The 24,531-nt window shown below is 64.1% G+C and carries 24 protein-coding genes and 2 tRNA genes; 15 read left to right on the top strand and 11 right to left on the bottom strand.

What is annotated here, in order from left to right; genetic code table 11:
* Positions 1 to 564, bottom strand: a complete 564-nt coding sequence (locus CJU94_RS10825) for an RBBP9/YdeN family alpha/beta hydrolase (RefSeq protein WP_095418681.1) — start codon at positions 562 to 564, stop codon at positions 1 to 3.
* A gap of 112 nt (positions 565 to 676) precedes the next feature.
* Positions 677 to 2,416 carry a gamma-glutamyltransferase gene (gene ggt / locus CJU94_RS10820; protein ID WP_095418680.1) on the bottom strand — a complete coding sequence of 580 codons (1,740 nt, stop codon included), beginning with the start codon at positions 2,414 to 2,416 and terminating at the stop codon, positions 677 to 679.
* Between the two features lie 373 nt (positions 2,417 to 2,789).
* On the opposite strand from ggt, the gene CJU94_RS10810 reads away from it, so the two are divergent.
* Positions 2,790 to 4,499 (top strand): glutamine--tRNA ligase/YqeY domain fusion protein, encoded by a 1,710-nt coding sequence (locus tag CJU94_RS10810; protein WP_095418678.1) that lies wholly within the window; start codon positions 2,790 to 2,792, stop codon positions 4,497 to 4,499.
* Positions 4,500 to 4,635: 136 nt separating this feature from the next.
* Positions 4,636 to 5,661 carry a transporter substrate-binding domain-containing protein gene (locus CJU94_RS10805; protein ID WP_095418677.1) on the top strand — a complete coding sequence of 342 codons (1,026 nt, stop codon included), beginning with the start codon at positions 4,636 to 4,638 and terminating at the stop codon, positions 5,659 to 5,661.
* A 35-nt stretch (positions 5,662 to 5,696) separates the two neighbouring features.
* Here CJU94_RS10805 and CJU94_RS10800 read toward each other — a convergent pair whose 3' ends face one another.
* Positions 5,697 to 6,146: an NUDIX hydrolase gene (locus tag CJU94_RS10800; protein ID WP_095418676.1), complete on the bottom strand. Its 450-nt coding sequence runs from the start codon at positions 6,144 to 6,146 to the stop codon at positions 5,697 to 5,699.
* 106 nt (positions 6,147 to 6,252) lie between these two features.
* Positions 6,253 to 6,642, bottom strand: coding sequence for an RT0821/Lpp0805 family surface protein (locus CJU94_RS10795; RefSeq protein WP_095418675.1), 390 nt, complete (start codon positions 6,640 to 6,642; stop codon positions 6,253 to 6,255).
* A 300-nt stretch (positions 6,643 to 6,942) separates the two neighbouring features.
* Between CJU94_RS10795 and CJU94_RS10790 the strand changes: the two genes are divergently transcribed.
* Positions 6,943 to 7,182, top strand: coding sequence for a hypothetical protein (locus tag CJU94_RS10790; RefSeq protein WP_095420296.1), 240 nt, complete (start codon positions 6,943 to 6,945; stop codon positions 7,180 to 7,182).
* Between the two features lie 148 nt (positions 7,183 to 7,330).
* Here CJU94_RS10790 and CJU94_RS10785 read toward each other — a convergent pair whose 3' ends face one another.
* A complete protein-coding gene (locus tag CJU94_RS10785) occupies positions 7,331 to 8,677 on the bottom strand; it encodes a cytochrome-c peroxidase (protein WP_095420295.1) in 1,347 nt (448 codons plus the stop codon).
* A gap of 292 nt (positions 8,678 to 8,969) precedes the next feature.
* Between CJU94_RS10785 and CJU94_RS10780 the strand changes: the two genes are divergently transcribed.
* Positions 8,970 to 10,547, top strand: a complete 1,578-nt coding sequence (locus CJU94_RS10780) for an acid phosphatase (RefSeq protein WP_095418674.1) — start codon at positions 8,970 to 8,972, stop codon at positions 10,545 to 10,547.
* Between the two features lie 248 nt (positions 10,548 to 10,795).
* Positions 10,796 to 11,179 carry a DUF427 domain-containing protein gene (locus tag CJU94_RS10775; RefSeq protein ID WP_095418673.1) on the top strand — a complete coding sequence of 128 codons (384 nt, stop codon included), beginning with the start codon at positions 10,796 to 10,798 and terminating at the stop codon, positions 11,177 to 11,179.
* Positions 11,180 to 11,283: 104 nt separating this feature from the next.
* On the opposite strand, the gene CJU94_RS10770 is transcribed toward CJU94_RS10775, so the two are convergent.
* Positions 11,284 to 11,357, bottom strand: a tRNA-Arg gene (locus CJU94_RS10770).
* Positions 11,358 to 11,664: 307 nt separating this feature from the next.
* A complete protein-coding gene (locus CJU94_RS10765; RefSeq protein WP_095418672.1) occupies positions 11,665 to 12,495 on the bottom strand; it encodes an undecaprenyl-diphosphate phosphatase in 831 nt (276 codons plus the stop codon).
* Between the two features lie 653 nt (positions 12,496 to 13,148).
* On the opposite strand from CJU94_RS10765, the gene CJU94_RS10760 reads away from it, so the two are divergent.
* From CJU94_RS10760 to CJU94_RS10750, 3 genes are all read left to right on the top strand, one after another.
* Positions 13,149 to 14,057: an aldose epimerase family protein gene (locus tag CJU94_RS10760; RefSeq protein ID WP_095418671.1), complete on the top strand. Its 909-nt coding sequence runs from the start codon at positions 13,149 to 13,151 to the stop codon at positions 14,055 to 14,057.
* Between the two features lie 208 nt (positions 14,058 to 14,265).
* On the top strand, positions 14,266 to 14,979 hold the full coding sequence (locus CJU94_RS10755; protein ID WP_095418670.1) for a peptidoglycan DD-metalloendopeptidase family protein: 714 nt from the start codon (positions 14,266 to 14,268) through the stop codon (positions 14,977 to 14,979).
* 256 nt (positions 14,980 to 15,235) lie between these two features.
* A complete protein-coding gene (locus tag CJU94_RS10750; protein WP_095418669.1) occupies positions 15,236 to 15,562 on the top strand; it encodes a hypothetical protein in 327 nt (108 codons plus the stop codon).
* Positions 15,563 to 16,152: 590 nt separating this feature from the next.
* On the opposite strand, the gene CJU94_RS40815 is transcribed toward CJU94_RS10750, so the two are convergent.
* Positions 16,153 to 16,350: a hypothetical protein gene (locus tag CJU94_RS40815; RefSeq protein WP_157763732.1), complete on the bottom strand. Its 198-nt coding sequence runs from the start codon at positions 16,348 to 16,350 to the stop codon at positions 16,153 to 16,155.
* Between the two features lie 53 nt (positions 16,351 to 16,403).
* A complete protein-coding gene (locus tag CJU94_RS10745; protein WP_095418668.1) occupies positions 16,404 to 17,132 on the bottom strand; it encodes a pentapeptide repeat-containing protein in 729 nt (242 codons plus the stop codon).
* 107 nt (positions 17,133 to 17,239) lie between these two features.
* Between CJU94_RS10745 and CJU94_RS10740 the strand changes: the two genes are divergently transcribed.
* Both CJU94_RS10740 and CJU94_RS10735 read left to right on the top strand, forming a co-directional pair.
* Positions 17,240 to 17,548, top strand: a complete 309-nt coding sequence (locus CJU94_RS10740; RefSeq protein ID WP_095418667.1) for a DUF2288 domain-containing protein — start codon at positions 17,240 to 17,242, stop codon at positions 17,546 to 17,548.
* A complete protein-coding gene (locus tag CJU94_RS10735) occupies positions 17,545 to 18,912 on the top strand; it encodes an MATE family efflux transporter (RefSeq protein ID WP_095418666.1) in 1,368 nt (455 codons plus the stop codon). The genes CJU94_RS10740 and CJU94_RS10735 overlap by 4 nt, the downstream gene beginning before the upstream one ends.
* 364 nt (positions 18,913 to 19,276) lie before the next feature.
* Here the strand turns inward: CJU94_RS10735 and CJU94_RS41380 are convergent, their stop codons facing one another.
* On the bottom strand, positions 19,277 to 19,447 hold the full coding sequence (locus CJU94_RS41380; RefSeq protein ID WP_167397526.1) for a hypothetical protein: 171 nt from the start codon (positions 19,445 to 19,447) through the stop codon (positions 19,277 to 19,279).
* 183 nt (positions 19,448 to 19,630) lie between these two features.
* On the opposite strand from CJU94_RS41380, the gene CJU94_RS41375 reads away from it, so the two are divergent.
* From CJU94_RS41375 to CJU94_RS10715, 5 genes are all read left to right on the top strand, one after another.
* Positions 19,631 to 19,804, top strand: coding sequence for a hypothetical protein (locus tag CJU94_RS41375; RefSeq protein ID WP_167397525.1), 174 nt, complete (start codon positions 19,631 to 19,633; stop codon positions 19,802 to 19,804).
* 402 nt (positions 19,805 to 20,206) lie between these two features.
* Complete coding sequence (locus CJU94_RS10730) at positions 20,207 to 20,365, top strand: DUF3309 family protein (RefSeq protein ID WP_091792618.1); 159 nt, start codon at positions 20,207 to 20,209, stop codon at positions 20,363 to 20,365.
* A 97-nt stretch (positions 20,366 to 20,462) separates the two neighbouring features.
* Positions 20,463 to 20,539 (top strand) — tRNA-Pro (locus CJU94_RS10725).
* Positions 20,540 to 20,883: 344 nt separating this feature from the next.
* Positions 20,884 to 21,342 (top strand): phosphohistidine phosphatase SixA, encoded by a 459-nt coding sequence (sixA, locus tag CJU94_RS10720; protein WP_095418665.1) that lies wholly within the window; start codon positions 20,884 to 20,886, stop codon positions 21,340 to 21,342.
* Positions 21,343 to 21,807: 465 nt separating this feature from the next.
* Positions 21,808 to 22,620: a GNAT family N-acetyltransferase gene (locus CJU94_RS10715; RefSeq protein WP_095418664.1), complete on the top strand. Its 813-nt coding sequence runs from the start codon at positions 21,808 to 21,810 to the stop codon at positions 22,618 to 22,620.
* 108 nt (positions 22,621 to 22,728) lie between these two features.
* Here the strand turns inward: CJU94_RS10715 and ppx are convergent, their stop codons facing one another.
* Positions 22,729 to 24,354 (bottom strand): exopolyphosphatase, encoded by a 1,626-nt coding sequence (ppx, locus tag CJU94_RS10710; protein ID WP_095418663.1) that lies wholly within the window; start codon positions 24,352 to 24,354, stop codon positions 22,729 to 22,731.
* Between the last annotated feature and the right edge of the window lie 177 nt (positions 24,355 to 24,531).

Raw genomic sequence — 24,531 nt, 5'->3', positions numbered from 1 at the left:
TCAAGCCGCCGTGCGCAACGACTCCAGCCAGTTGCGCCCTTCGTCCCAATCGCCGAGTCCGCTGTCCGCGTTGATATGGCCGCGCGCGCCGATATCGATCCAGCGGCTGCCCCACGCGTTCGCACAGGTCTGCGAAAACGGCACGCCGCCGTAGGGGTCGTCGCTGCTGGATACGACAGTGGTCGGAAACGGCAGGCGCGTGAGCGGCACAGGTGCGAAACCGCTCGCGTCCTGCGGGAAATGGGCTTCGGCGGGATCGGGCGGAGCGACCAGCATAGCGCCCGCCACCTTCGCAAGCTGGGCGGCGCCCGCGTAGTGCGACGCCCAGAAGGCAACCGTCAGGCAGCCGAGGCTATGCGCGGCGAACACGACAGGCGCATCGGCGGCGGCCACGGCTGCATCGAGCGTGCGGCACCACGCGTCGCGGTCGGGATGGTCCCAGTCCGGCATCCGCACCCGTACGAATGACGAATTCAGTGCTTCCCAGCGCGTCTGCCAGTGGCCGGCGCCGGAGCTTTGGTAGCCGGGCAGTACGAGTGTGCTCCGTTGTTTTTGTCCGCTCATCGCGTTCCCCGTCGTTGGTCGTTTAGTTGGTTGTTTCGTTGGTCGTTTCGTCGATCGTCACTTGCGGTTATTCGCCACTTGCCATGGTTCGTCCTGGGCGAGGCCGCGCTCGTCAACGCATCACGCGCGCCACGCCTACGCCGCGCGGATCCGCCGCCGGCTCGGGTGTCGTGCCCTCGATGCGGATCATCTGCACGTCGCCGTTGAACGACTGACCCTCGAGCGTGTAGCCCATGCCTTGCAGCTGCTCGGCCAGCTCGCCCGTGACCGGATGATACGGCTCGAAATAGATCGTCTTCTGCGGCAGCAACTGATGATGAAAACGCATGGCGGCGAGCGCGTCGGCGGGCGGCATATTGAAGTCGTACAGGTCGGTCATCACCTGGAAAATCGACGTCAGAATGCGCGAGCCGCCAGGCGTGCCGATCACGAGCGACACCTTGTCGTCCTTCAACAGCATGGTCGGCGTCATCGACGAGAGCGGGCGGCGGCCGGGCGCCACCGTGTTGACTTCGGCATTGCTCGCGCCGGCGGGCCTGGTGACGAAGTCGTCCATGGCGTCGTTCAACAGGAAGCCGGCGCCGTCGACCACCACGCCCGACCCGAAGTCGCCATTTAACGTGTAGGTGTTCGACACCGCATTACCCCACTTGTCGACCACCGAAAAATGCGTCGTTTGCGCTTTCTCCGGCGCCGCGTCGCCGAGGTCCGGCTTCACCGGCGCCGCGCCCGGCACTTCGTCGGGTTTGACTTCGTCGGCGCGTTGGGCGAGGTAGGCGTCGTCGGTCAGTTTGCCGACCGGCACCTTGAACGAATCCGGATCGCCCAGGTATTGCTGGCGGTCAGCGAACACACGGTCCTCGATTTGAGCGATCAGATGGATATACGGCGCGGAATTCAGCTCGAGGCCGTCGAACGCCGGTTTCAGATCGGCCTTCATCTTCAGCATCTGGATCAGCCCGACGCCGCCCGAACTCGGCGGCGGCGCGGTGACGACGCGGTAGCCGTTCCAGTCGGCGGTGAGCGGCTGGCGCCACACGGCCTTGTATTGAATCAGGTCCTGCTTCGTGACGAGGCCGTGACCGTACATCTGCTGGGCGATCAACTCCGCGGTGCGGCCTTCGTAGAATTCGCGCCCGCCGTCGCTGGCAAGGCGCGACAGTGTCTGCGCGAGTTCGGGTTGACGGTACGTGACACCCGCTTTCAGATTGGAAAAGTAGGCGTCGAAATTGGTCTTGCCGGCGAAGCTTTTCGCCGCCGCGTCGCGGCGCTGCTGCAACCACGGCTCGACCTGGAAGCCGTCCGCGGCATAGCGGACCGCGGGCGCCAGCACCTGCTTCCATTTCAGTTTGCCGAACCGCTGCTGCGCCTGCCACATGCCATCGACCGTTCCCGGCACGGCCACCGCGCGGTGGCCGACGGCGCTCATGCCCGGCAGCACGTTGCCCTTGTCGTCGAGGTACATGTCGCGGGTCGCCTGTTGCGGCGCGCGCTCGCGGTAGTCCAGAAAGTATGGCTTGCCGTCCATGAACACGGTCATGAACCCGCCGCCGCCGAGATTGCCCGCGTCCGGACTGGTCACGGCCAGCGTGAAGGCGATCGCGACAGCGGCGTCCACTGCGTTGCCGCCGGCGGCGAAGATCTGCTGCGCCGTATCGGCGCTGTAGCGGTCCGGCACGGCCACCGCCGACGCGTCGAATACGGCCTTGGGCGGAGGCGTTTTCGCCACCGCAACCGTGGGCGCGAGCGCGCTGCCGGTGAATGCGGCAAGCAGCGCCGACGCTGTCAGGATCCGGGCGAAACAAAGCGAGGTGAAAGGCGCGCCATGCGCGCCGTGCGTGGGGACAGACATCCGAGAAACTCCGGCAACTGAGGGCGCCATGGTGCACGAACGGCAGGATTGCGTGCAAGGCATGCAGGGCGACAAAAAGCTGTGCGGCCCGGGTGCGCGAGGCACACGGCCCGGCGCGGCGCCAGAAAGCCCGATGCAGGCATTCGACACGCGAGCGGACAAGGCCGCGCCGCTCGCATCCTATGTCGGCGGAGAGCGCATCGACAAATCGATTTACCTCCTGTTACAGCGCCGCGCCGGCCCCCGAATCCCCCTCGAAACCGCTCAAACGTTGGCTGCATGCCGCAGTCGGCAGCCGCAACGGGGCTCGTCAGGTAGAATTGTCGGATAAGAGGGCGCATTGCGCGCCCCCGACAGACTTTCACCTTCTCGCATGAATACCGAACGCAACGACGCGCCAGCGGCATCCAATTTCATCCGCAACATCATTGACGAAGACAACCGCACCGGCAAGTGGGGTCAGCGCGTCGAAACGCGCTTTCCGCCCGAGCCGAACGGCTATCTGCATATCGGTCACGCCAAGAGCATCTGCCTGAACTTCGGCGTGGCGCGCAGCTACGGCGGCGTGTGCCATCTGCGCTTTGACGACACCAACCCGGAAAAGGAAAGCGTCGAATACGTCGACTCGATCATCGACGCCGTGCGCTGGCTCGGCTTCGAGTGGGAAAAAGACGGCAAGGAACAGCTCTACTACGCGAGCGACTATTACGACAAGCTGTACGAATTCGCCGAACTGCTGATCGAACGCGGCAAGGCTTACGTGGACAGCCAGTCGGCCGAGGAAATGCGCGCGAACCGCGGTTCGGCCACGGAAGTCGGCACGCCCTCGCCCTTTCGCGAACGTTCGGTGCAGGAGAACCTCGACCTGTTCCGCCGCATGAAGGCCGGCGAGTTCAAGGAAGGCGAGCACGTGCTGCGCGCGAAGATCGACATGTCGTCGCCGAACTTCAATATGCGCGATCCGGTCATCTATCGGATCCGCTTCGCACATCACTACCGTACCGGCGACAAATGGTGCGTGTACCCCATGTACGACTACACGCACTGCATCTCGGACGCGCTGGAAAATATCACGCATTCGCTGTGCACGCTCGAGTTCGAAGATCATCGTCCGCTGTACGACTGGATCCTGAACGAGCTCGCGGAGGCCGGCATTTTCACGCGCCCGCTGCCGCAACAAATCGAATTTTCGCGCCTGAACCTGACCTATGCGATCACCAGCAAGCGCAAGCTGCTGCAACTCGTGACCGAAGGCCATGTGGACGGTTGGGACGATCCGCGTATGCCGACCATCGTCGGGGTGCGCCGGCGCGGTTTCACGCCGGAGGCGATCCAGTTGTTCTGCGAGCGCATCGGCATCACCAAGGTCGATTCGTGGATCGACATGAGCGTGTTCGAGGGCGCGCTGCGCGACGATCTCGATGAAAAGGCGCCGCGCACGGCCGCCGTCCTCGACCCGGTCAAGCTGATCATCGACAACTTCCCGGAAGGCGTGAGCGAGCCGTGCAATGCGCCGGTTCACCCGCATCATCCGGACATGGGCGTGCGCGAGTTTCCGATTTCGCGCGAACTGTGGATCGAGCGCGACGACTACAACGAAACGCCGCCGAAGGGCTACTTCCGCCTGTTCCCGGGCAACAAGGTACGTCTGCGCTACGGCTACGTGATCGAATGCATCGGCGCGGACAAGGACGAGAACGGCAATATCGTCGCGGTCCACTGCAACTACTTCCCGGACAGCAAGTCGGGCACCGAAGGCGCGAACAACTACAAGGTCAAGGGCAACATTCACTGGGTCAGCGCCGCCGCCGCGTGCCCGGCCGAAGTGCGTATCTACGACCGCCTGTTCAAGGAGCCGCAACCCGACGCCGGCGGCCGCGACTTCCTCGAGGCGCTGAATCCGGATTCGAAGCGCGTGGTCAACGCCTACCTGGAGCCGGGCGCGCGCGAGGCGCTGCCGGAACAACGCTATCAGTTCGAGCGCCACGGCTACTTCGTTGCCGACCGCGTCGATTCGAAGCCGGGTAAGCCCGTATTCAATCGCATCGTCAGCCTGCGCGATAGTTGGGGCAAGCCGGCGTAAGCTGGAAGCAAGCTCCTGTTACGCAGTGACATAGAACACGGCGTGCGTCTTGTGGAAGGATGCACGCCGTTTTGTTGCCTCATGTTCCATCGACAGTGACGGCGCGGTGGGTGCCGGCGCCAGTCCCGGAGGTCCGATGAAAGTTGCAGCCCGCCACGGGGCGAGTATCCGAAACGCAGTGCAGGACACGAGGCAGGCCGCGGCACGGCCCGCAGCCAGAAGCAGCAACGGCAACATGGCGCGTACCGCGCGCGGCGGCTTGCGGAGCGCGCATCGCGCGCTCATGGCGCTGGCCACCTTCGGTGCGGCGTCGCTCGCCTGCTCCGCTCACGCGGAAGAGCTGACCGGCACGCTAAAGAAAATTCACGACGACGGCGCGGTCGTGCTCGGGGTGCGTGAAGCGTCGATCCCCTTCTCTTACTTCGACGGCAAAGACACGGTCGGCTACTCGCAGACGATCGCGCTGCAGATCGTCGACGAGATCAAGAAAACGCTCGGCATGCCGCAACTGAAGGTGCGCGAAGTCACCGTCACCTCGTCGAACCGTACGCCGATGCTGCTCAACAACCAGATCGATCTGGAATGCGGCTCGACCACGCACACGGTGGAGCGCGAAAATGTGGCCGCGTTCTCCAACAGTTTCTTCCAGTACGCCGTGCGCATGATCGTGCGCAAAAACAGCGGCATTACGGATTTTCCGGACCTGGCCGGCAGGGCGGTCGTGACGACCGCGGGCACCTCGGATGAACGTCTGCTGCGCCGCCTGAACACCGACAAGCATCTGAACATGCGCATCACCAGTGCCCGGGATCATGCCGAAGCGTTTGGCGCACTCAAGGATGATCGGGCCGTGGCCTTCGTGATGGACGAGCCGATCGTGTACGGCTTCAAAGCGACCGACCCGCGTCCGGACGACTTCGTGGTGACGGGCACGCCGCTCGGTTACGAAGTCTACGCGTGCATGTTCCGCAAGGGCGACGAGCCGCTACGCAGTCTCGTGAACGGGGTGATCACGCGCGGCCAGATCTCCGGTGAAGCGGAGCGTCTGTACAAGCAGTGGTTCACGCAGCCCATTCCGCCGCACGGCATCAATCTGAATTTTCCGCTGTCGGAGCAGAACCGCGCGCTGTTCGCGCATCCCAACGACCGCGCGCTCGACTGAACCTCAGGCGACCTGCGCACTCGCCGCCCGCGCCACTATAGCGACCGGTGCAGTTCCGCGAGCGACAGCGTGGTCTGAAAGAGCCGCGTGAGACTGCGGCTCGCATATTGGTCGACCTCGTCCGGCGCGGTCCAGCGGTAGGCGTCCATTTCCGGAATCAGCGTGCCGTCGGAGCGGCGCGGAAACAGCGACGTGCAGGTGCACACGCTCAGATCGAGTTCGTCGGCGGTGGCGCGCGCGCCGAACAGATGCAGGTCCTTGTCGCGCCGGTAAACGAACAGGCCAAGGTCTTTCAGACGCGCGGGATCGATGGCGATCCCGGTCTCCTCGACCATCTCGCGCAGCGCCGTGGCGTGTGGCGCCTCGCCTTCTTCGCCGTGCCCTTTCGGAATATCCCAGTGTGATGTCTCCGTGGCGTGCGCGAGCAGCACGCGGCCGTCCGGATCAAGCAGCACGACGCCGCACGAGACAACCCGGGCGCTCACCGCGGCTCCGCTTCACGCAAACGCAAACACGAGCAGCGCCACGCACGCAGGGCTTCGAGCCGCTCCGTCAGCAAGCGCACGCGCGCAGCCATGACGGCCCGCATGGTCAACGCTTTTTCTGCAATTGCCACGCGCCGCTACCCTGCTTGCAGAATTGCGGGCGCAGGTTCATGGATTGCCCCTTGGCACTCAGCACGACGCCGACGTCGCGGCAGGTGCGCGCGCCGTCTTTGGCCGTGCTGGCCAACGTGATTGCGGCGTCGATCTTCACGCTGTTGCCGGTGCCTTCGTTGACCCAGTTCGCGGTTTCGCCGTCCTGTTTGTCGTTCAGTGCGGAGAGGACCGCCTGCTTGACCGAGTCGATGTCGCGTTGCTTCATGTAACTGAGCGGTGTGTCGTTCAGAAAACCGAGGTTCGCTGCTTGCGCGCCGATCGCGCCACCCAGCAGCAGGCTGCCGGCGGTCAGATGACACAGGACACGGGTTCGCATCGACATGAAGGGTTCTCCTCGAAAGTGTTCGGACGGTCTCGAGCGCGCTCAGGGCATCTCGTGATCTGGACCCCAAAAGCATAGCATGTCGCTCTCGATGTGAGCTCGCGAAACGGCTGAGCTGTGCGCTGGGGCAAACGTCCGTGCGCCGCGTATGCGGCGCGCATTTCTCGGCGAATCTCGCGCTCGCGCATATGGCGCGCATCGGCAATTTTAGGACGCGTCCCATTTCGAATGGTAAGACGCTTTCGTAACATGGCCTCCTGCACTTTCGCGGCGATCAAGCTACGCGCCACACATCGAGCCATGCACATGCTATCCACCCTGGAAATCTTCGCTGCCGCGCTGGCGCTGCTTTGCGTCGCGCTCGTGCCGGTTGCTTTTCGCCGCGATCCGGGACTTGCACGGCCGATCGTGCGGATGGATGCGTTGCCTCGCGCTCGCTGGCCGAATCTGCTGACGCGCGCCGGCATCGCCTGCCTGCTCGTGTCGTTCGCGTGGCTGCTCGCCGGCTGCTATTACATGCTGGCGAGCGTGGGCGACTAATTTGGCCTGCACGGCTAACTCCGCCGGCACTAGCAACCGTCGCGTCGCCGAGATTCGCCTCTTGCCTCTTTTCGCGGACCTCTTTTCGCGGCCTCTTTTCGCGGCCTCTTTTCGCGGACCTCTTTTCGCGGACCTCAATTCGCGGGCTTCATTTCGCGGCCACTGAATTGACCGCCCCGCCACCCGCGTTGTAGCCGTCCGTCAGCGTATTCAAGAAGGCGACCACGTCCTTGATCTCAGCCTCGTCGAGTGCCGGCTTGTCGCCCGGCTTGCGGTCGAACGGCGCCTCGGTATTCAGATTGGCCCAATACTGCTGCGGCAGATCGTCGAACTTCTGCACTTTGCCTTTCGACACCGGATAGAACTTTTCGGGGTTCGTGTCGCGCTGCGCATAAAAACGCACCACCTGCTCGAGCGAGTGGTAGATGCCGTTGTGGAAGAAGCTCTTCTTCAACGCCACGTTGCGCAGCGTCGGTGTGCGGAAAATGCCGCAGAACTCGGCGCGTCCCTTCAGATCCGTGCGCTCCGGGCCGCACGCGCCGAGGTCGTAGAAATGCGGATCGCGATTCACGGGCAGCGCGCGATTGCGCGGCACGCCGATCGCGATCAGACCGAAGTCACTGAACTGCGGTGGTGCACCGTCCCTTGCGCGCTGGCTGATGTGGCAGCTCGCGCAGTTGCCTTTCTTTTCGTCGTTGAAGAGTTGCAGGCCGCGAAGTTCGGCTTGCGTCAACTGTGTCTTGCCCGCGAGATACGCGTCGTACTTGCTGGAGTACGGATAGAAGGTTTCAGGCGTCTGCTCGAAGGTTTCGAGTGCTTGCAGCACGGCTTTGAAGGTGGCGTCGTCGCTATCGAAAACGTGCTGGCCGAAGGCCGCGCGGAAAGCGTCGGCATACGGCGCGGCCTTCACCGCCGCTGTGACCTTGGCCGGCGTGCTGCCCATTTCGAACGACGACAGCAAAGGAATGCGCGCCTGGTCACCGCCGCGGTCGACGCGGCCGTCCCATGTCAGGCCGCCTGTGGGTCCTGCGTCCACGCTTTCGTCGCCTTCGTCATCCGACTCGTGATAGTGCTCGGCGAACGCCGGCACCGATTGCAGATACTTGAGCGTCGGCGCGGCGCGCATGCCGGTGCGGTGCATGTCGCTGCCGCCCAGTTGTACCGATAACGCGTTGGCCGGCGAAAACGCATGGTCCGGACTGTGGCACGACGCGCAAGCGAGCTTGCCCGAGCCGGAGAGCGACGCATCGAAAAACAGTTGCTTGCCGAGCGCTGTCATCTGCCGCACGGATTCGTAGACTTGCGCGCGGGATTGGCCCGCCTCATGGGCGGCGACCTGCACGGCCGACGCGGCGCCCGGCACGGACGAATGCGACGCGCCCGCGCTCGCCGCTTCGCTCGCGACGGCGGTCGTAGCCGGCGCCCCCGCATCACACGCGGCAAGAATCGTGGTCATGGCCGTCAGCGCGAACGCTGCCGCGAGCCGCATGCGCATCGCCACGGGCCCGGCGCATCGTCGCGCCTCGACGACCCCCGCCATCATTTTTCGAATCCCCGACAGACCTGGCCGCATTTGAAAAGGTGAGTTTGCGATAGTGAAGTCCGCGAGCGTATTTCATCCGCATGTCGTTTAAATGACATACAGCCGACGACATTTTCACTTAAGAAGCGATTCGTAATTAATTACATCTTTCTGTCAAATTGCCTTGCGAAACTTTCGCCGGCGGCCGTCCGTGTAAGTAGTGCACGCGGCCCGTCCCCAACGCGAGAGAGAGAACCCACATCAAATGAACAAGAAACTGATCTGCGCGACGCCTATCGCGATCGCAGCAGCGTTGAGTCTGTATGCGTGCGGCGGCAGCGAAGTCACCCAGCCGGACATCACCTCGATCAAGACGGTCGTGGTGATTTACGCGGAGAACCGCAGCTTCGACAATCTGTACGGCAACTTCCCCGGCGCGAACGGCCTGCAGAACGTGACGGCGGCCTCCGCCACCCAGGTGGACCGCAACGGCACGACGCTCGCGACCTTGCCGCAGGTGTGGAACGGTCTCACGCAAACCGGCGTGACGCCGGTGGTGACGCAGGCCATGACGGCAAATCTGCCGAACAGCCCGTTCGCGATCGACGATCCGAACGGCTTCAACACGCCGATCAGCGCCACGACGCGCGACCTGTATCACCGCTTCTACGAGAACCAGATGCAGATCGACGGCGGCAAGAACGACAAGTTCGCCGCGTGGGCGGATTCGGGCGGTCTCGTGATGGGCCACTACACGCTCAATGCCGACAAGCTGCCGCTGTGGAAAATCGCACAGCAGTACACGCTGGCCGACAACTTCTTCATGGGCGCCTTCGGCGGCTCGTTCCTGAACCACCAGTGGCTCGTGTGCGCGTGCACGCCGACCTATCCGAACGCGGACAAGAGCCCGGCGGCCGGTTCGATCTCGGCGGTAGAAAGCGACGGCGTGACGCTGAAGCTCGCGGCCAACTCGCCGGCTTCGGCGCTGAGCGGCCCGCCCAAATATGTGAATTCGGGCAACCTCACGCCTGACTTCTACGCGATCAACACCATGCAGCCGCCGTATCAGCCGAGCGGCAACAAGGCGGCGTCGGGCGGCGACGCGAATCTCGCCGATCCGGCCGTGGCCACTACCCTGCCGGCGCAGACCCAGCAGCATATCGGCGATCTGCTGAACAACGCGAAGGTGTCGTGGGCGTGGTACAGCGGTGCGTGGGGCGCGGCGGTGTCGGCGGCGCAAACCGGCACGTCGAACGTGATCTACGGTGCGAATCTGTCTGCGCCGAACTTCCAGCCGCACCACCAGCCGTTCAATTATTTCGCCGACCTCGCACCGGGCACCGCGAACCGCTCGCAGCATCTGCTCGACGGCGGCCTCGCCGGCTCGGAATTCATCAAGGCGATCGACGGCGGCACGCTGCCACAAGTGTCGTTCTACAAGCCGCAGGGCAACCTGAACGAACACCCGGGCTACACCGACGTGGCCTCGGGCGACCAGCACATCGCCGACGTGATTTCGCATCTGCAGAAGAGCCCGCAGTGGAACAACATGCTGGTCGTCGTGACATACGACGAAAACGGCGGTTTCTGGGATCACGTGGCGCCGCCGAAGGCCGACCGCTGGGGTCCGGGCACGCGCATTCCGGCGCTGATCATCTCGCCGTTCGCGAAGAAGGGTTATGTCGATCACACGCAGTACGACACCACGTCGATCCTGCGTTTCATCACGCACCGCTTCTCGCTGCCGACGCTGCCGGGTATCGCGGCGCGCGACGCGGCGCTGGCGAGCAACGGCGGCAAACCGATGGGCGATCTCACGGCCGCGTTGAACATCCGGCCGTGAGCAAACGACAAAACGCGTTCGCTATCAGACGGACGACGTTCAGCATCAAGCAACAGTCCGCCGGACGGTGAGACTTTGACGGGGCAGCTTCGGCTGCCCTTTTTTTTGCGTCGCGGCGTGCGACGCGTTTTCACGAGCGGCGTATGCTTCGAGCCAGGACGCAATCGTCTCGTCGATAGCGGCTCGGTTCGGTTCGACTCGCTTCGCAACGCATTGCAGCTTGCCCACCCATTCAGGAGTTCGACAGCATGACTGAAAGAACCATCAAGGTGCCCGGTCCCGATCATCCGATCACGGTCGAACCGGCCAGCGCGCGCGTGGTCGTGACCGTCGCCGGCAAAGTGATCGCCGATACGGGCAAGGCGCTGGTGCTGCGTGAGGCGGCGTATCCGCCGGTGTATTACATTCCGCGCACCGACGTCGAGATGACGCTGCTGGAGCGCACCGATCACACAACCTTCTGCCCGTATAAAGGCGATTGCGCGTACTACAGCATTCCCCTCGGCGGCGAGCGAACGGTCAATGCGGTGTGGACTTACGAGTCGCCGTACGCGGCGGTGAGGGAGATCGCGCAACACCTCGCGTTCTATCCGAACCGCGTCGATTCGATCGACGTGAAACCGGCAGCCTGAGCACGACGCGGCAGAAACGGTGCGCGACGCTCGCCACGTGCCGGCGTGAGGCCGGCGCGAGCCGCGGCACGCCACGTGGCGTGCGCAATCGCAAACATGAGAAGTACGGCAGGAGGGACTCGAACCCCCCACCCTCGGCTTAGAAGGCCGATGCTCTATCCAGCTGAGCTACTGCCGTATTGAAGTGAGACGATGCAACCGCACACGGCATGCATCGCCCGCAATGAGAACCCGCTCTCGGGCATGGGACCCTGTGCCCGGCAAGCCACAAGGTTCGTGGAATACCGAAATTCTAACTGACCGTGAGGGAGACAGGAAATCCACCTACACCACCCACGCGTACGGACTGACTGCCTCGGCTCGGCCCAGGCGCCCTGGCACGTCCTGACACGTAAAAAAACAACGGGCCCGGCAGGTCGAGCCGGGCCCGGATTATAACCGATCGCTCCCTGCCCGCCAGCACGCTGCGAACAGGGCGAACGTCGTCAGACCGGTTGCGGATGCAGCACGAACCAGCCGAGGAACACGATACCCGCGATCACGCAATACACGCCGAACGAAGCCAGACGTCCGCGGCCTTCGAAATAGCGCATCAGGAAACGCACGCTGAGATACGCGGCGATCGCGGTGAGCACGCCACCAAGCAACGCGTCCGCGAGCTGGCCGGGCGCATGAAAGAGCTTCGGCAACTCGAGCACGCCAGCCGCGAAAATAATCGGCGTGCCGAGCAGAAATGAAAACTCCGCCGCCTTCTCCGCCGTCAGACCGGCCGCATTGCCGGCGATCATCGTCAGACCGCTGCGTGAGAAGCCCGGAATCAGCGCGCCGATCTGCGCGAGACCGACAAAAAACGCCTGACCGAAACTCAGCTTCTCCGGCGCCTGATGCGCGCGCTTGCGCTGCAGGCGGTCGCCGAACCACAGCAGCACACCGTTGACGATCAGCGCGATCGCCACGATCCGCAAGTCGTGGAAAATCCGCTCCAGCCGCTTTTCCAGCAGCAGCCCGACGAGACCCGCCGGAATCGTGCCGATAATGAGCGCCCACATCATGTGCGCGTCGTCGTTACGGCGGCCGCCGAACGACGCGAAGAAACCGCGCACCAGCGCGCACCAGCGCTTGCGGAAATACCACAGCAGCGCGAACGCCGTGCCGAGATGCAGTGCGACGAGGAACGGCAGCAATTGCGGCGCGTGTTTGTCGATATGCATACCGAACAGGGCGGGCACGAGCAACGTGTGGCCGAGGCTGCTCACCGGAAACAGTTCGGTGACGCCTTGCAGCACGCTCAGGAAGATGAGAAACGACAGGTTCACGCGGCGGGTCCTTGTAAGGAAAATGTCATGGACTAGCGCGCCGGCTAAGGCTCTGCGGGCGCGTCAAAGGCGCACCGATTATGCCTGGCTGCAATGTCAGCGCCAAGCGTTTGAATGGAGTTCGAGGAAATATTGTGCGTCGCGTCACAACTCGAAACCGTTGTTACGCGGCAGAAAACGAATGGGCGGCGTGGATGGCGGCCCCAGCAATCGGCACAACGAAATGTGCGCTGAGCAGACCAGTCTTCGGCAAGACGCCTATCGAAGGGGAAGCAACGAAGGCAATCCGGCGACCCGAATCAGCGCTCGAGCTTGTAGAAAAAGTAGACCGTGCTTGCCGCGAACATGCCGAATAACGCCACACCCATTGCCATTGCGAGATCCATACAGCCTCCTGAGCCGATCTTGCCCGGTGGTCGAAGTTACCCGGCAGTCAAACGAATTATCAGAAGGATGGCCCTTGCGCGACACCCGCAATTTCCCCAGAAGGGTTTCCCCGTAGCGGAAAGCAGCGCAAAATCGTTGCTTTGGCGGCGCGCCGCGCGGCAAATCTCCGACGCTCACTGTCGTTCACCGTCGCTCCAAGCCGCGATCGCGCCGCCTTCGGAACCGCTTTATCCGCCATCAACCCCTTACCCATCAGCCCATCGACCATGCCCCTCTCCCCGCAACAGGACATTCTCGAGATCGACCAGGACGCGTCCGTGCTCCGTTTCGCCCCGCAAGCCGGCGGCCGTTTGATGTCATGGACGATCGACGGCGAAGCGGTCATTTACTGGCCGGAGCACGCCGACTGGAGCCAGCCCGCGCGGATCCGCGGCGGCAATCCGCTGCTGTTCCCGTTCCTCGGCCGGCACAGGGTGGACGGCAAGATCGGCTACTGGCGCGACGCCAAAGGCACGGTGCGCGAACTGCCGATGCACGGCTTCGCGCGCGACCTGCCGTTCGATGCCCACGCCGACGTGCACGGCGCCGGGCTGCGCCTGATTCTCACCGATAGCAAGGCGACCCGCCACGGCTATCCGTTCGGCTTCCGTTTCGAGACCGCGTACAGCCTCGCCGATGCGCGCACGCTCGACGTCACTTTCACCACCACCAATACCGGCGACGCGCGCCTGCCCTACTACGCCGGTCACCACTTCTACTTCACGTTGCCGCACACACAGCGCGCCGAGACCGCGCTGGAGTTGCCGCGCACCGAACGGCGCTATCAGCAGGACGACGGTTCGATCAGCGCCGCCGAGCCCGGCGAAGCGCGCTACACGCTAGACGAGGCGCGTATTCACGACCGCTTCCATTGCCTCGCCGGGACGCCGGATCAACCGGTGCGCCTCATCGCGCCGGGTCTGAACAGGGTCGTCACGATCGATCTGCAAAGGCCGGGCTCGATACCCTGGTACGCCGTGACAACGTGGACGGAAGCGGCGGAGTCGGACTTCTACTGTGTCGAGCCGTGGCTCGGCCTGCCGGACGCGATTCACAACGGCATGGGTTTGCGCTGGCTGGAACCGGGGCAAACCGAGGTCGCGGCGCTGCGTATTTCCGTCGACAAGCTGGGTTGATCGCGGGAATTGCCACGGAGGCCCGCCGCAGGATTCGCAGCGGGCTTTCGCCACGAATTTCGCTGCATTTCGCCGCACGCCGCCCCGCGCGAGACCGTCGCGCTGCCCGCTTTTCGTCTGCTGCAACGCAAAACCGTTAGAATCGGTCGCTTTGCATCTACCTGCCGCGTGATCGGGATCGGCGCGCGGCAGCGCTTTGCGAGGTCCAATGCTCAACACAAGAAGAATGATGAAACGGCTCGCGTGCGCGTCGTTGGTGGCACTGCTCGCCGCGTGCGGGTCAGCGCCGGTCGGGCCGGGGTTCTATCGCGTGGAACAAGGCGATACGCTGTCGAAGATCGCGCGCAGTAACCGGCAATCGGTACAAAGCATCGTGCGCTGGAACAATTTGACCAATCCGGACAGCATCGAGGTCGGCCAGGTCCTGCGCGTCGCGCCGCCGGGCGGCGCCGCGTCGACCAGTGGCGCCGTGCGCAGCGGCGGCAGCGGCAGCGCTGCTTCCCCCGCGCCGCGCCCAGCGCCCGCCGACAGCGCGCCGTCGGCGGCGCCGGCTTCGACGATCTCGCTGGTGTGGCCCGCCGACGGCACGGTCATCCGCCGTTTCGACGGCGCCAATTCGAAAGGCATCGATATTTCGGCGGCAGCGGGCACGCCCGTCGTCGCTGCGGCGCCTGGTACGGTCGTCTACGCGGGCAACGGCCTGCGCGGCTACGGCAACCTGTTGATTCTCAAACACAACGCCGAGTATTTGACCGCCTACGCGCACAACCGCCTGCTGCTGGTGAAGGAGGGCCAATCGGTCGCGCGCGGCGAGAAAATCGCCGAAATGGGCGACACTGATACCGACCGAGTGATGCTGCACTTCGAACTGCGCTATCAGGGTCGTTCGATCGATCCGTCGCGGGCGCTGCCGCCGCGCTAGCGGCCGGCCGGAAGCGCGGACCGGCGGGTCCGTCGCCAGCTGCCATCCGGCCTGCGCGGTCCGCCTATGCGTGTCTGGCGCCGGCGCTGTTCCGCCTCTGGCGCTCGCCTCGACAGGTGTCCGTCTCCCTCGCCCAGCCATGTCTGGCACGCGCCCTGCAATCGGGCCCCGGGAACCCGGTGTGCTATAAGACGCCCAATCAGGACACGACGTGACCTCACTTCACGTCCCTTTCCGTTATTTGTAAGGAATTTCTATGAAGCGCGCATTTGCGTCCGCCGCGACGGCTGCGACGATCGGTCTCGGCCTGTTGGCGCTCGGCAGCCTCGCCGGCTGCTCCAGCACCACCACCATGACCTACCTGCCGAGCGGCGACACCGGCTTTGCAATCAACTGCAGCGGCAGCGATGCGAGTTCGAGCTGGGCCGAGTGCTACAAACGCGCGGGCGAAGTCTGCGGCAACTATGGCTACGACGTCGTTTCGAAAGACGTCGACAACGGGGCAACCTCGGGTGGCACGGTCGGCGGCATTTTCGGCGCCAATGTGAAAAACCGGTCGATGGTGGTTCGCTGCAAGCAATAACTGCGGCGCCGCGCGAGGCGCGCGGCCGCTCGAACTAGCGGCGCCAGCGTCCCGACCGCGGGTCGATGCGCGCGGCGAAGGCGAGCAGCAGGCCGAGCGCAATCGGGCAGATGCCGAGAAAAATGAGTAGCGCGGTCATGTTCGAGAAAGGAAAGGTAAGCTTTCATGATCTGCCGCACATATGAATTCGCGGTGACTCGGGCCTGAGTCCGACGAAAAAAAAGCCCGGCACGAGGCCGGGCTAACGGGGGTTCGGCGCATATCGGCAAAGGACCGGTTCACCATGCGCCAGAACGAAATCTAACAACCCGCTTTTACAAGCGCAATATATTAATTGCGCATGCAATGTGACGCGGCGTACCGAGTCCGCGCCATGTGAACTAAAGAAGTCGGAAATAAACAGGCTCAATACGCCGAGCATTTCAGCTGAAACGCCGGTAATGCCACGATTCAAAACCCGTGCCTGCCCCGGCAGCGCGCGCGGCGCCCGAACATCGTTGAAAGCGCCGGGAAAAGCCTGAGGAAAGGCGTCTGGCCGATTTCGGCTAACCCATCCAGCATGTTTCGGACGCTTTGCGTCTTGCGTAGCTTTAGTGCGCCAACGCACCCTTTGCAGCAATTAACCGAATGGACCTTGCCTTGAGGGGATTCAATAAACCCGCCGAGTTCGTCACAACAAATTCGCGAATGGCGAAAATACACAAAACAGTAAATCCACCGACAAATGGTGATTCTAAAAATCCACCCGTATTTAATGATTCGACAAATCGAATCATCAGTACTGGCATCAGATCGTTCAAGCTGGCCGATTGGCTAAAATCGGCCGCCTAAAAAACCGTGTCTACATGACGCGCAAACCCAATTCGGTGACGAGCACGGCCGCCTGCGCATGCGAGATCGTCGCGCCCTTGAAGAGCGCCGCATCGACGAGCCGCACGCCGCTCAGGTCGGCTTCGCGCAGGTCCGCGCCGTCGAAGCGCGCGCCTTTCAGATGCGCGTCCTTCAGGCTGCCGCCGTCGAAGACCGCATCGCGGAAATCGACCCCGGCGAGATCGGCGTCGGAAAAATCCAGCTGCTGCAGGGTGGCTTTGCGAAACGACAGGCCGCGCAAGTGCGCGCCGACCAGCAGCGTTTCGACGAAGTTCAGGCCCAGCGCCGTGCACGCCTCGAAATTGGCGCCGGTCAGCTTGCAGCTATGAAACGACGCCGACGCGAGCTTGGCGCGCCGCCAACCGCTGTTGTTCAGGTCGCTCGACTGAAACTGCGCGTCGACCAGATCGGCTGACGCGAAATCCGCTTCGCGGCCGCGGCAACGGACCCAGCGGGTATGCGAAAGCGTCGCGCCGAAAAACGAGGTCTCGGCGATCGTGCAGCGATGAAACTCGGCGCCGCGCAAATCGAGTCGCGACAGGTCCACACCTTCGAAGTCGCAGCCGGTGAAATGAAGCGGCGCCTTATGGCCGGCGACGTTCGCCGCGATGAGTTGCTCGACTTCGGCACGCGTGAGCGTCGCGTCGGACACGATGTGCGGGGGCGCGCCCGCTGCCGGCGCCGTTGAATCCAGTGACATGAAGGTTAGAATCGATTTCGAAAGACGGATAGCCTACCGGAACGCGAGCCCCGCTGGCGGCCCGCGCCGATGGTTTATAGTAACGACCCCGCCAAATCCCGCTTACGATGACTTCCAACGACGCCACCCATAGTCCGCTGTACGCGAAGCTGCTTGCCGAAACCGCCCGGATCGGCTGGCCCGAACTCGAACGCTTCTTTGCGCGCGGCATGCTGCTGCGCGTGGCGCGCGACCTCGACCTGGTGAGCGTTGCCGAGGCCATTGCCGGCGACGACACCACGCAGGTCGCGCAATGGCTATCCGCGGGCTTCGTCGAGCGCGTGCAGGCGGAAACGGCCGCCGACTTCGCCGCGCGCGACCCCGACCTGTGGGCAGTCGTCGTCTCGCCCTGGGTGTGCGTGCAGGAACGCAGTTGAGCGACGCCGCGCCCGACGCGGACCCGTCGGCAGCGGCGCCCGCCGTTCCCGTGCACTGGCACCGCCGGGTGCTCGCGCTGGCGTTTCCCGTCGTCCTCGCCAATCTCACGCAGCCGATTCTCGGCGCGGTCGACACCGCCGTCGCCGGCCATCTGGACGGCGCGTCGTATCTGGGGGGCGTGGCGCTCGGCGGGCTCTTTTTCAACTTCGTGTTCTGGGGCTTCGGCTTCCTGCGCATGGGCACCACGGGTCTGGTCGCGCAGTCGCATGGCGCGAACGACCACGCCGGGTTGCGCGACAACGTCGTACGCGCGCTGCTGCTGGCAGCGGCGATCGGCGCCACGGTGCTGGCGCTGCAAGTGCCGTTGATCGATTACGCGCTGGGCGTGATAGGCGGCAGCGAAGCGGTGCAAACGAATGCACGGCTCTATTGTCACGCGCGCATCTGGGCCGCGCCGCTCGCGCTCGGCAATTACGTGGTGCTCGGCTGGCTGCTCGGCACGCAGCAGGTGCGGCTCGCGTTGCTCTCGCAGGTGTTCATCAACAGCGTGAACATTGCGGCCGTCCTGCTGTACGTGTACGTGTTCGATTGGGGCGTCGCCGGCATCGGCGCGGCCACGGCCACCGCCGACGCACTCGGCTTCGTGCTCGGCGCCGCGCTCTTATGGCACGGCAGGCCGCGTGGCTTGCCCGCGCTGAACCGCGCCGCACTGTTCGACGCGGCCGCCATCAAGCGGCTGGTGGTGCTCAATCGCGACATCTTCGTTCGCACCTTGTGCCTGCTGTCGTCGTTCGGCTGGTTTGCGCACCTGGGCGCGAGGCAAGGCGACGCCACCCTCGCCGCGAATGCGCTGCTGCTCAATTTTCAGACCTTCATGGCCTACGGGCTCGACGGCTTCGCGCACGCCGCCGAAGCGCTGGTCGGCGCGGCGATCGGCGCGCGCGACCGGCATGCGCTCACGCAGGCGGTCAAGGTGACGGCGCTGTGGTCCACATTCGGCGCGCTGGGGTTCTCGCTGGTGTATTGGGGCGCAGGCTCGTGGATCGTCCAACGTCTGACCGACCAGGCCGCCGTGCGCGCTACCGCCGAGATGTATCTGCCGTGGGCGGCACTCTCGCCGGTGGTGTCGGTGTGGGGCTTTCTGCTCGACGGCGTGTTCATCGGCGCGACCCGCACGCGCGAGCTGATGACGTCGATGGTGGCGTCGTTCGCACTGTTCGTGGCGGCTTCGTGGGCTTTGCTGGCGCTGTACGGCAATCACGGCTTGTGGGCCGCGATGCTGATTTTCATGGCGCTGCGTGGTCTGACGCTCGGCCGCTATGTGCCGGGCGTCCTGCGCGGCATGGCGGCTGCGACGGCTTAGGTGGCTTAGGTGGCTCAGGTGGCTCAGGTGGCTCAGGTGGCTCAGGTGGCTCAGGTGGCTCAGGTGGCTCAGGTGGCTCAGGTGGCTCAGGTGGCTCAGGCGGCTCAGGCGGCTCAGGCGGCCAAGGTAATCGCGGCGGGACCGGGCGGGACAGCGGGCGCAATCGCCGCTCGTTTCGCATCGCGGCAGCCCGTTACGGCTTGAAACAAATGCACACATATCGGGCGCACCGCTCGCCCTAGCATGACTTCAGCCCGCGCTCTCCGCGCGAACAGTTTGCGCGGGTCAGAGGTGCCGGCGTGCCCGCGCCGGTGCTTCGTCTGCGCTATTCATCTGCGTTGCCGATTCGGTCCTCAGCGGACGCTCAAGGCGCAACCGGCGCCGGCACCAGCGTTGGCGGCCGCGTGTCGGTGGGGACACCGTGATAGTCGGCGGGATCTTGCGGCGGCTGGCCGCCATGGTGGCCGGACGGATTGTCCGCACAGCCGGCAAGGCCGGCAATCAACAGCAACGCAAGCGTCGGAACACGGATCATAAACAGGTAGTCTCTCGAAGCAAAATTTGAAAAGCGGCGGCCCAGTAGTGACCCGGCAGACGCAAGCGCCGAGAGTCTAACCGCAAAGCGTAATCCCTGATGCCGTGACGAGCGGCGTGCTCCTCCCATTTGGTCGCGTGTGATCTACTATAAAGTCACCGCCGCATGTCAAAGGAGGCTGCCATGGATGCTGAAACGATCGCGGGCCTGATCGGACTCGCAATAGGCCTGCTCGTGTTACTCGCGCTGTCGATTTTTGAAGCGAGAACGTATCGGCGCGAACACGACGGCGAAGGCATGGTGCATCACTGGCTCACTCATCAGCAGATGCCGCATTGGATGCGTCGCCGGCACTGAACGGGAAACCGACCGCCGGACGATGATCTCCAGGCTGCGGCGTGGCTGCGGCGGCCGGGGTTTGGTTGTGCCTCGCGCAGGAAGCAAGCGCGGCGGCCGCACGTCAAAACAATGCGCGGTGGCTTAGGCCCGGCATCGGCGCTTTTCGCGCTAAATCCCCTGCTTGACCCACGCGTCGCAAACCGCTTGCCTGCGAGCGCACGGCCGCGCAACGCTCGAGGTTGAACGCTGCCCGCTCGAAGGTCGACGCCGCCAATCTCACTCATCGCCTTCCGTCCGTCGGGCACACGCCTTGCTGCGCTACAGCCTGCAAGGCGCGCGCAGATTGCGCGCAAATGTCCCGGCGTGAACGCGCCGAACCAACCAGACTAACTGGCTAAGGCTAGACAGGGAGAAACCAGAATGACCATCGGAACCATACTGCTTATCGTGCTCATCCTCCTGCTGATCGGTGCGCTGCCGAGCTGGCCGTATAGCAGCGGCTGGGGCTACCGGCCCACCGGACTCGTGGGCGTCGTGCTGATCATCGTGATCGTCTTGCTGCTGATGGGACGCATATAACGGACGCGGCCGTGAGTCGCATTTGAGCGTGCGTTTCGGTGCGGCGCAAATCGTGATTGACTCTGGCACCCAATGCCACGTAGAATCTCGGATTCGTCGGAGCGTAGCGCAGCCTGGTAGCGCATCTGATTTGGGATCAGAGGGTCGAAGGTTCGAATCCTTTCGCTCCGACCACGAAAAGCAACACGAAACCCGCGTAGCCTCCGGCTTCGCGGGTTTTTGCTTTTGGGCTTCGCGCTTGCGACATGGTGCGATAAGGCGCGATAAGGCGCGATAAGGAACTATCAACTGCGACGATCAACTACGACGACAGGCTGTGACGACCAACTGCGCGACCAACAGCGCGACCAACAGCGCGATCAACTGCGAACACCGACTGCGAGCGCCCTGCTGCGGCGCTTTTCACGGTCCGCCCGAGCCGTCGCCTTGCGGCCGCACGGGCCCGCGTGCGACAGTGATCAAAACCCGGCGCGTGTCGCCTCAGGCACAAGCGCCGCAACAGAGTCAAGGAGACACGCATGGATCTGATCCTTTGGCGTCACGCCGAAGCCGAAGACATCGCCAGCACGGACCTCGCGCGAGCGCTCACCACTCGTGGCCGCAAGCAGGCGCAAAGCGTGGCCAAATGGCTGCGCACCCGGCTGCCCGCTGACGCCGTCGTGCTCGTGAGCCCGGCCGTGCGCACCATCCAGACCGCCGAGACCTTGAGCGATCAGTATCGCGTCGTGCGCGAACTCGCGCCCAACGCCAGCGCGGACAATGTGCTCGAAGCGGCCGGCTGGCCCAAGGGCGTCGCGCAGACGGTGGTGATCGTCGGCCATCAACCGACGCTCGGCCACGTTGCCGCCCGCCTGCTCGGGGATAGCGAAGCGAGCTGGCCGCTCAAGAAAGCGGGCGTATGGTGGATTGCGAGCCGTGAACGTGACGGCGACGACCAGGCCGTGCTGCGCGCCGCGATGAGCCCCGATCTGGTCTGAATCGGTTCAAGCGGGCCTGCCCCATAAGAAACCACGCGGCGCCCGAATGCCGCCGGGCCGGTCGCGGTGGTCGCGGTGGTCGCGGTGGTCGCGGTGGTCGCGGTGGTCGCACTGGTCGCGCGCCTCGCATGCCTTGCACGCGCTACGCGCATCATCGGGATCGCGCAGCCCGGGGCATGTGCCTCTCCAAACTGTTGCGCCATTCCATTGCTTTCGCTAGGGAACACCACCACGCCGCGCCCCTCGCTCGGGAACAGCACCCCCGCTCCTTTCGCGAGACCAACACCCCTCCCAGCTCCTTTCGCGCGGCGCCGACACTCGCCGGCCCCACCGGCGACATTACAAGGCGCGCGCACGCAGCTTACGCGCAGTCATCCAATCGTCACGGCTTTGCCATGCGAGCGTCACCAGGCGTTACTACATTGGCGAAAAAAGAAATCTCCCTTTTTTCGACCAGGACCCCCCATGCGAGAACTGCCGACGCCTACCCTGCCCCTCGCTTCGATCTTCGAGTCGCGCCGTCTGCCGCGCGCGGAGGAGACGGTCACCGCCCAGCATCGTCTGCAGGTGACGTGGGCGCGTACCGACGAGGAACTGCGCGAAGCGCAGCGTCTGCGCTACCGCGTGTTCGCCGACGAAATGGGCGCACGCCTGACGGGCCCCGCGGGTCTCGACGTCGATTCGTTCGATACCTATTGCGACCACCTGCTGGTACGCGATCTCGACACGCTGAAAGTGGTCGGCACGTATCGCGCGTTGCCGCCGCATCAGGCCGCGCGGATCGGCCGCCTGTATGCAGAAAGCGAATTCGACGTGTCGCGCCTGACGCACCTGCGCGCCAAGATGGTCGAAGTGGGCCGGTCATGCGTGCATCCCGACTATCGCAGCGGCTCGGTGATCATGTCGCTGTGGGCCGGTCTCGCCGCCTACATGAAGCACAACGGCTACGAGACGATGCTCGGCTGCGCGAGTGTCGCGATGGTCGACGGCGGCCACTACGCGGCGAATCTCTATTGCTCGCTGCGCGAAAGCGCGCTGACTGCGCCGGAATATCGCGCGTTTCCGCACACGCCGTTGCCGGTCGACGAATTGCAAACGGGCGCCGAAGTGGCCCCGCCGCCGCTCGTGAAGGGCTATCTGCGCCTCGGCGCCAAAATTTGCGGCGCACCGGCATGGGATCCCGACTTCAATACCGCGGATTTTCTGACGCTGTTCCGTTTGTCCGATATCAATGCGCGTTACGCTCGCCATTTCCTCGGCGATGCATTGCCGCGCTGAGCGAACTCGGCCGCACGGCGCGCCTCGATGCGCGCCGGCAAACAAACGGCAGTAAAAAAAACCCGGCGACATGCCGGGCTTTTTCATTCATGCGCGAGGCGCAGCGCCTCAATCGTCCGTATAGACCACGCGATATGGAATGCCGACCTTTTCCCACTCCGCGGCTTCCTGAATCAGGCTGTAGTCGGTGAGCGGATTGTTGGCCACCCACTCGTTCGGCAAACGCACCTCATAACCGCCGTTGACCTGCGCCACCGAAATACCCGGCAAGCCGACATCCGCACGCCGGCGGCACAGCAGCGCAGCGAGCCGCAGACAGAACAGCAGCGGCCATTCCACTTCGCGCGTTTGCGACAGCTTGCCGAGTTTGCCCGCGTGACCGAGCACGAGCGCGGCGAGCCGCGCCTGGTCGGTGCGTGAAAAGCCCGGCATGTCCGCGTTGCTGGCAATGTAGGCCGAATGCTTGTGATACGCGCTGTGCGAGATCGACAGGCCGATTTCGTGCAGCGCCGCCGCCCAGCCGATAAACATGCGGTTTTCCGCCCGGCGTTCTTCGTCGGGTTCCGCGAACTGGTCGTAAAAGCGCACCGCGAGTTCGCCGATGCGCCCCGCCTGGGCCCGATCCACGCCATAGCGGCGCATGAAACCCTCCGCCGTCACCGTGCGCATGTCTTCGTGCTGCGAACGGCCCAGCAGGTCGTACAGCACGCCCAGGCGCAACGCGCCGTCCGTGGTGTCGACATATTCGACGCCGAGTTCGTCGAACACCGCGATCATGATCGACAGGCCACCGGCCAGCACCGGAACGCGATCGCCCTTCAACGCGACGAGCTTCAGCCGATTGACGTTCTCCGCCTTGATCAGCGCGCGCTTGAGCCGTTCGAGCCCACCGCGCGAGATGCCGTGCGTGATGCCCGGATCGTTGAAGCCGTTCGCTTCAACCAGTTCGGCGAGCGCGCGCGCGGTGCCCGACGAGCCGATCGCCTGTTCCCAGCCGGTTTTCTTGTACTCGGCGGAAATGATCTGGATTTCGCGCCCCGCGGCGAGTTCGGCCTGGCGCATGGTGTATTCGTCGACGTTGCCGGCCGGGAAAAACGCGCGGCTATGGCTCACACAGCCGATATACAGGCTCTCCATCTTGATCGGCGTGTAATGCGAGCCGATGATGAATTCCGTCGAACCACCGCCGATATCGACCACGAGGCGCTTACCGGGGCTCGCAGGCACGGAGTGTGCAGCGCCCGCGTAGATCAGGCGTGCTTCTTCGCGCCCGGCAATGACCTCGATCGGAAAACCCAGCGCGGCTTGCGCCTCGCCGAGAAATTCGCCGGCGTTCTTGGCGATGCGCAACGTATTGGTGGCGACCGCGCGCACGTGGTCGGGGTGAAAGTCGCGCAGACGCTCGCCGAAACGCTTGAGCGCGTCCCATCCGCGCACCTGCGACGCGCGGTCGAGCATCTTGTCGCGCGACAGGCCGGCCGCCAGACGGACCGGCTCGCGCAACGCGTCCACCTGATAAATCTGGCTGCCTGCGTCGGTTTCCTCGACCCGGCCGACGATCAGCCGGAAGCTGTTCGAGCCGAGATCGACGGCAGCGAGGAGTTGTGGCGTAGTGACCATCGAGTAAGCGGACTCCATGCGCGCGAGCGCGGCGGCGGAAGATGCGTGGGAAGCCGGGTGCCCACTCGGTGCCTTGGGCGCCTTCTGGCCAGCCGCGCTGTTCAAAGACGCCATTCTAAGCGTACCGGAGCTCACGATGTCACCTCGCAGCGTTGGGGGGAACTATGCTCCCATATGAACTGCGTCATATTGACGACACGCAGCGAATCCGGCGTAAAATTTAAAACATCGAGAATGTCATAACAACGTCATCATACTGTGAGAATTTCCGAGCGTCTTTCCGCCTCTCTT

Source organism: Paraburkholderia aromaticivorans, assembly GCF_002278075.1.
Classification (GTDB): domain Bacteria; phylum Pseudomonadota; class Gammaproteobacteria; order Burkholderiales; family Burkholderiaceae; genus Paraburkholderia; species Paraburkholderia aromaticivorans.
The sequence above is the reverse complement of the archived record's forward strand: the minus strand, read 5'-3'. Positions and strand labels throughout refer to the sequence as shown.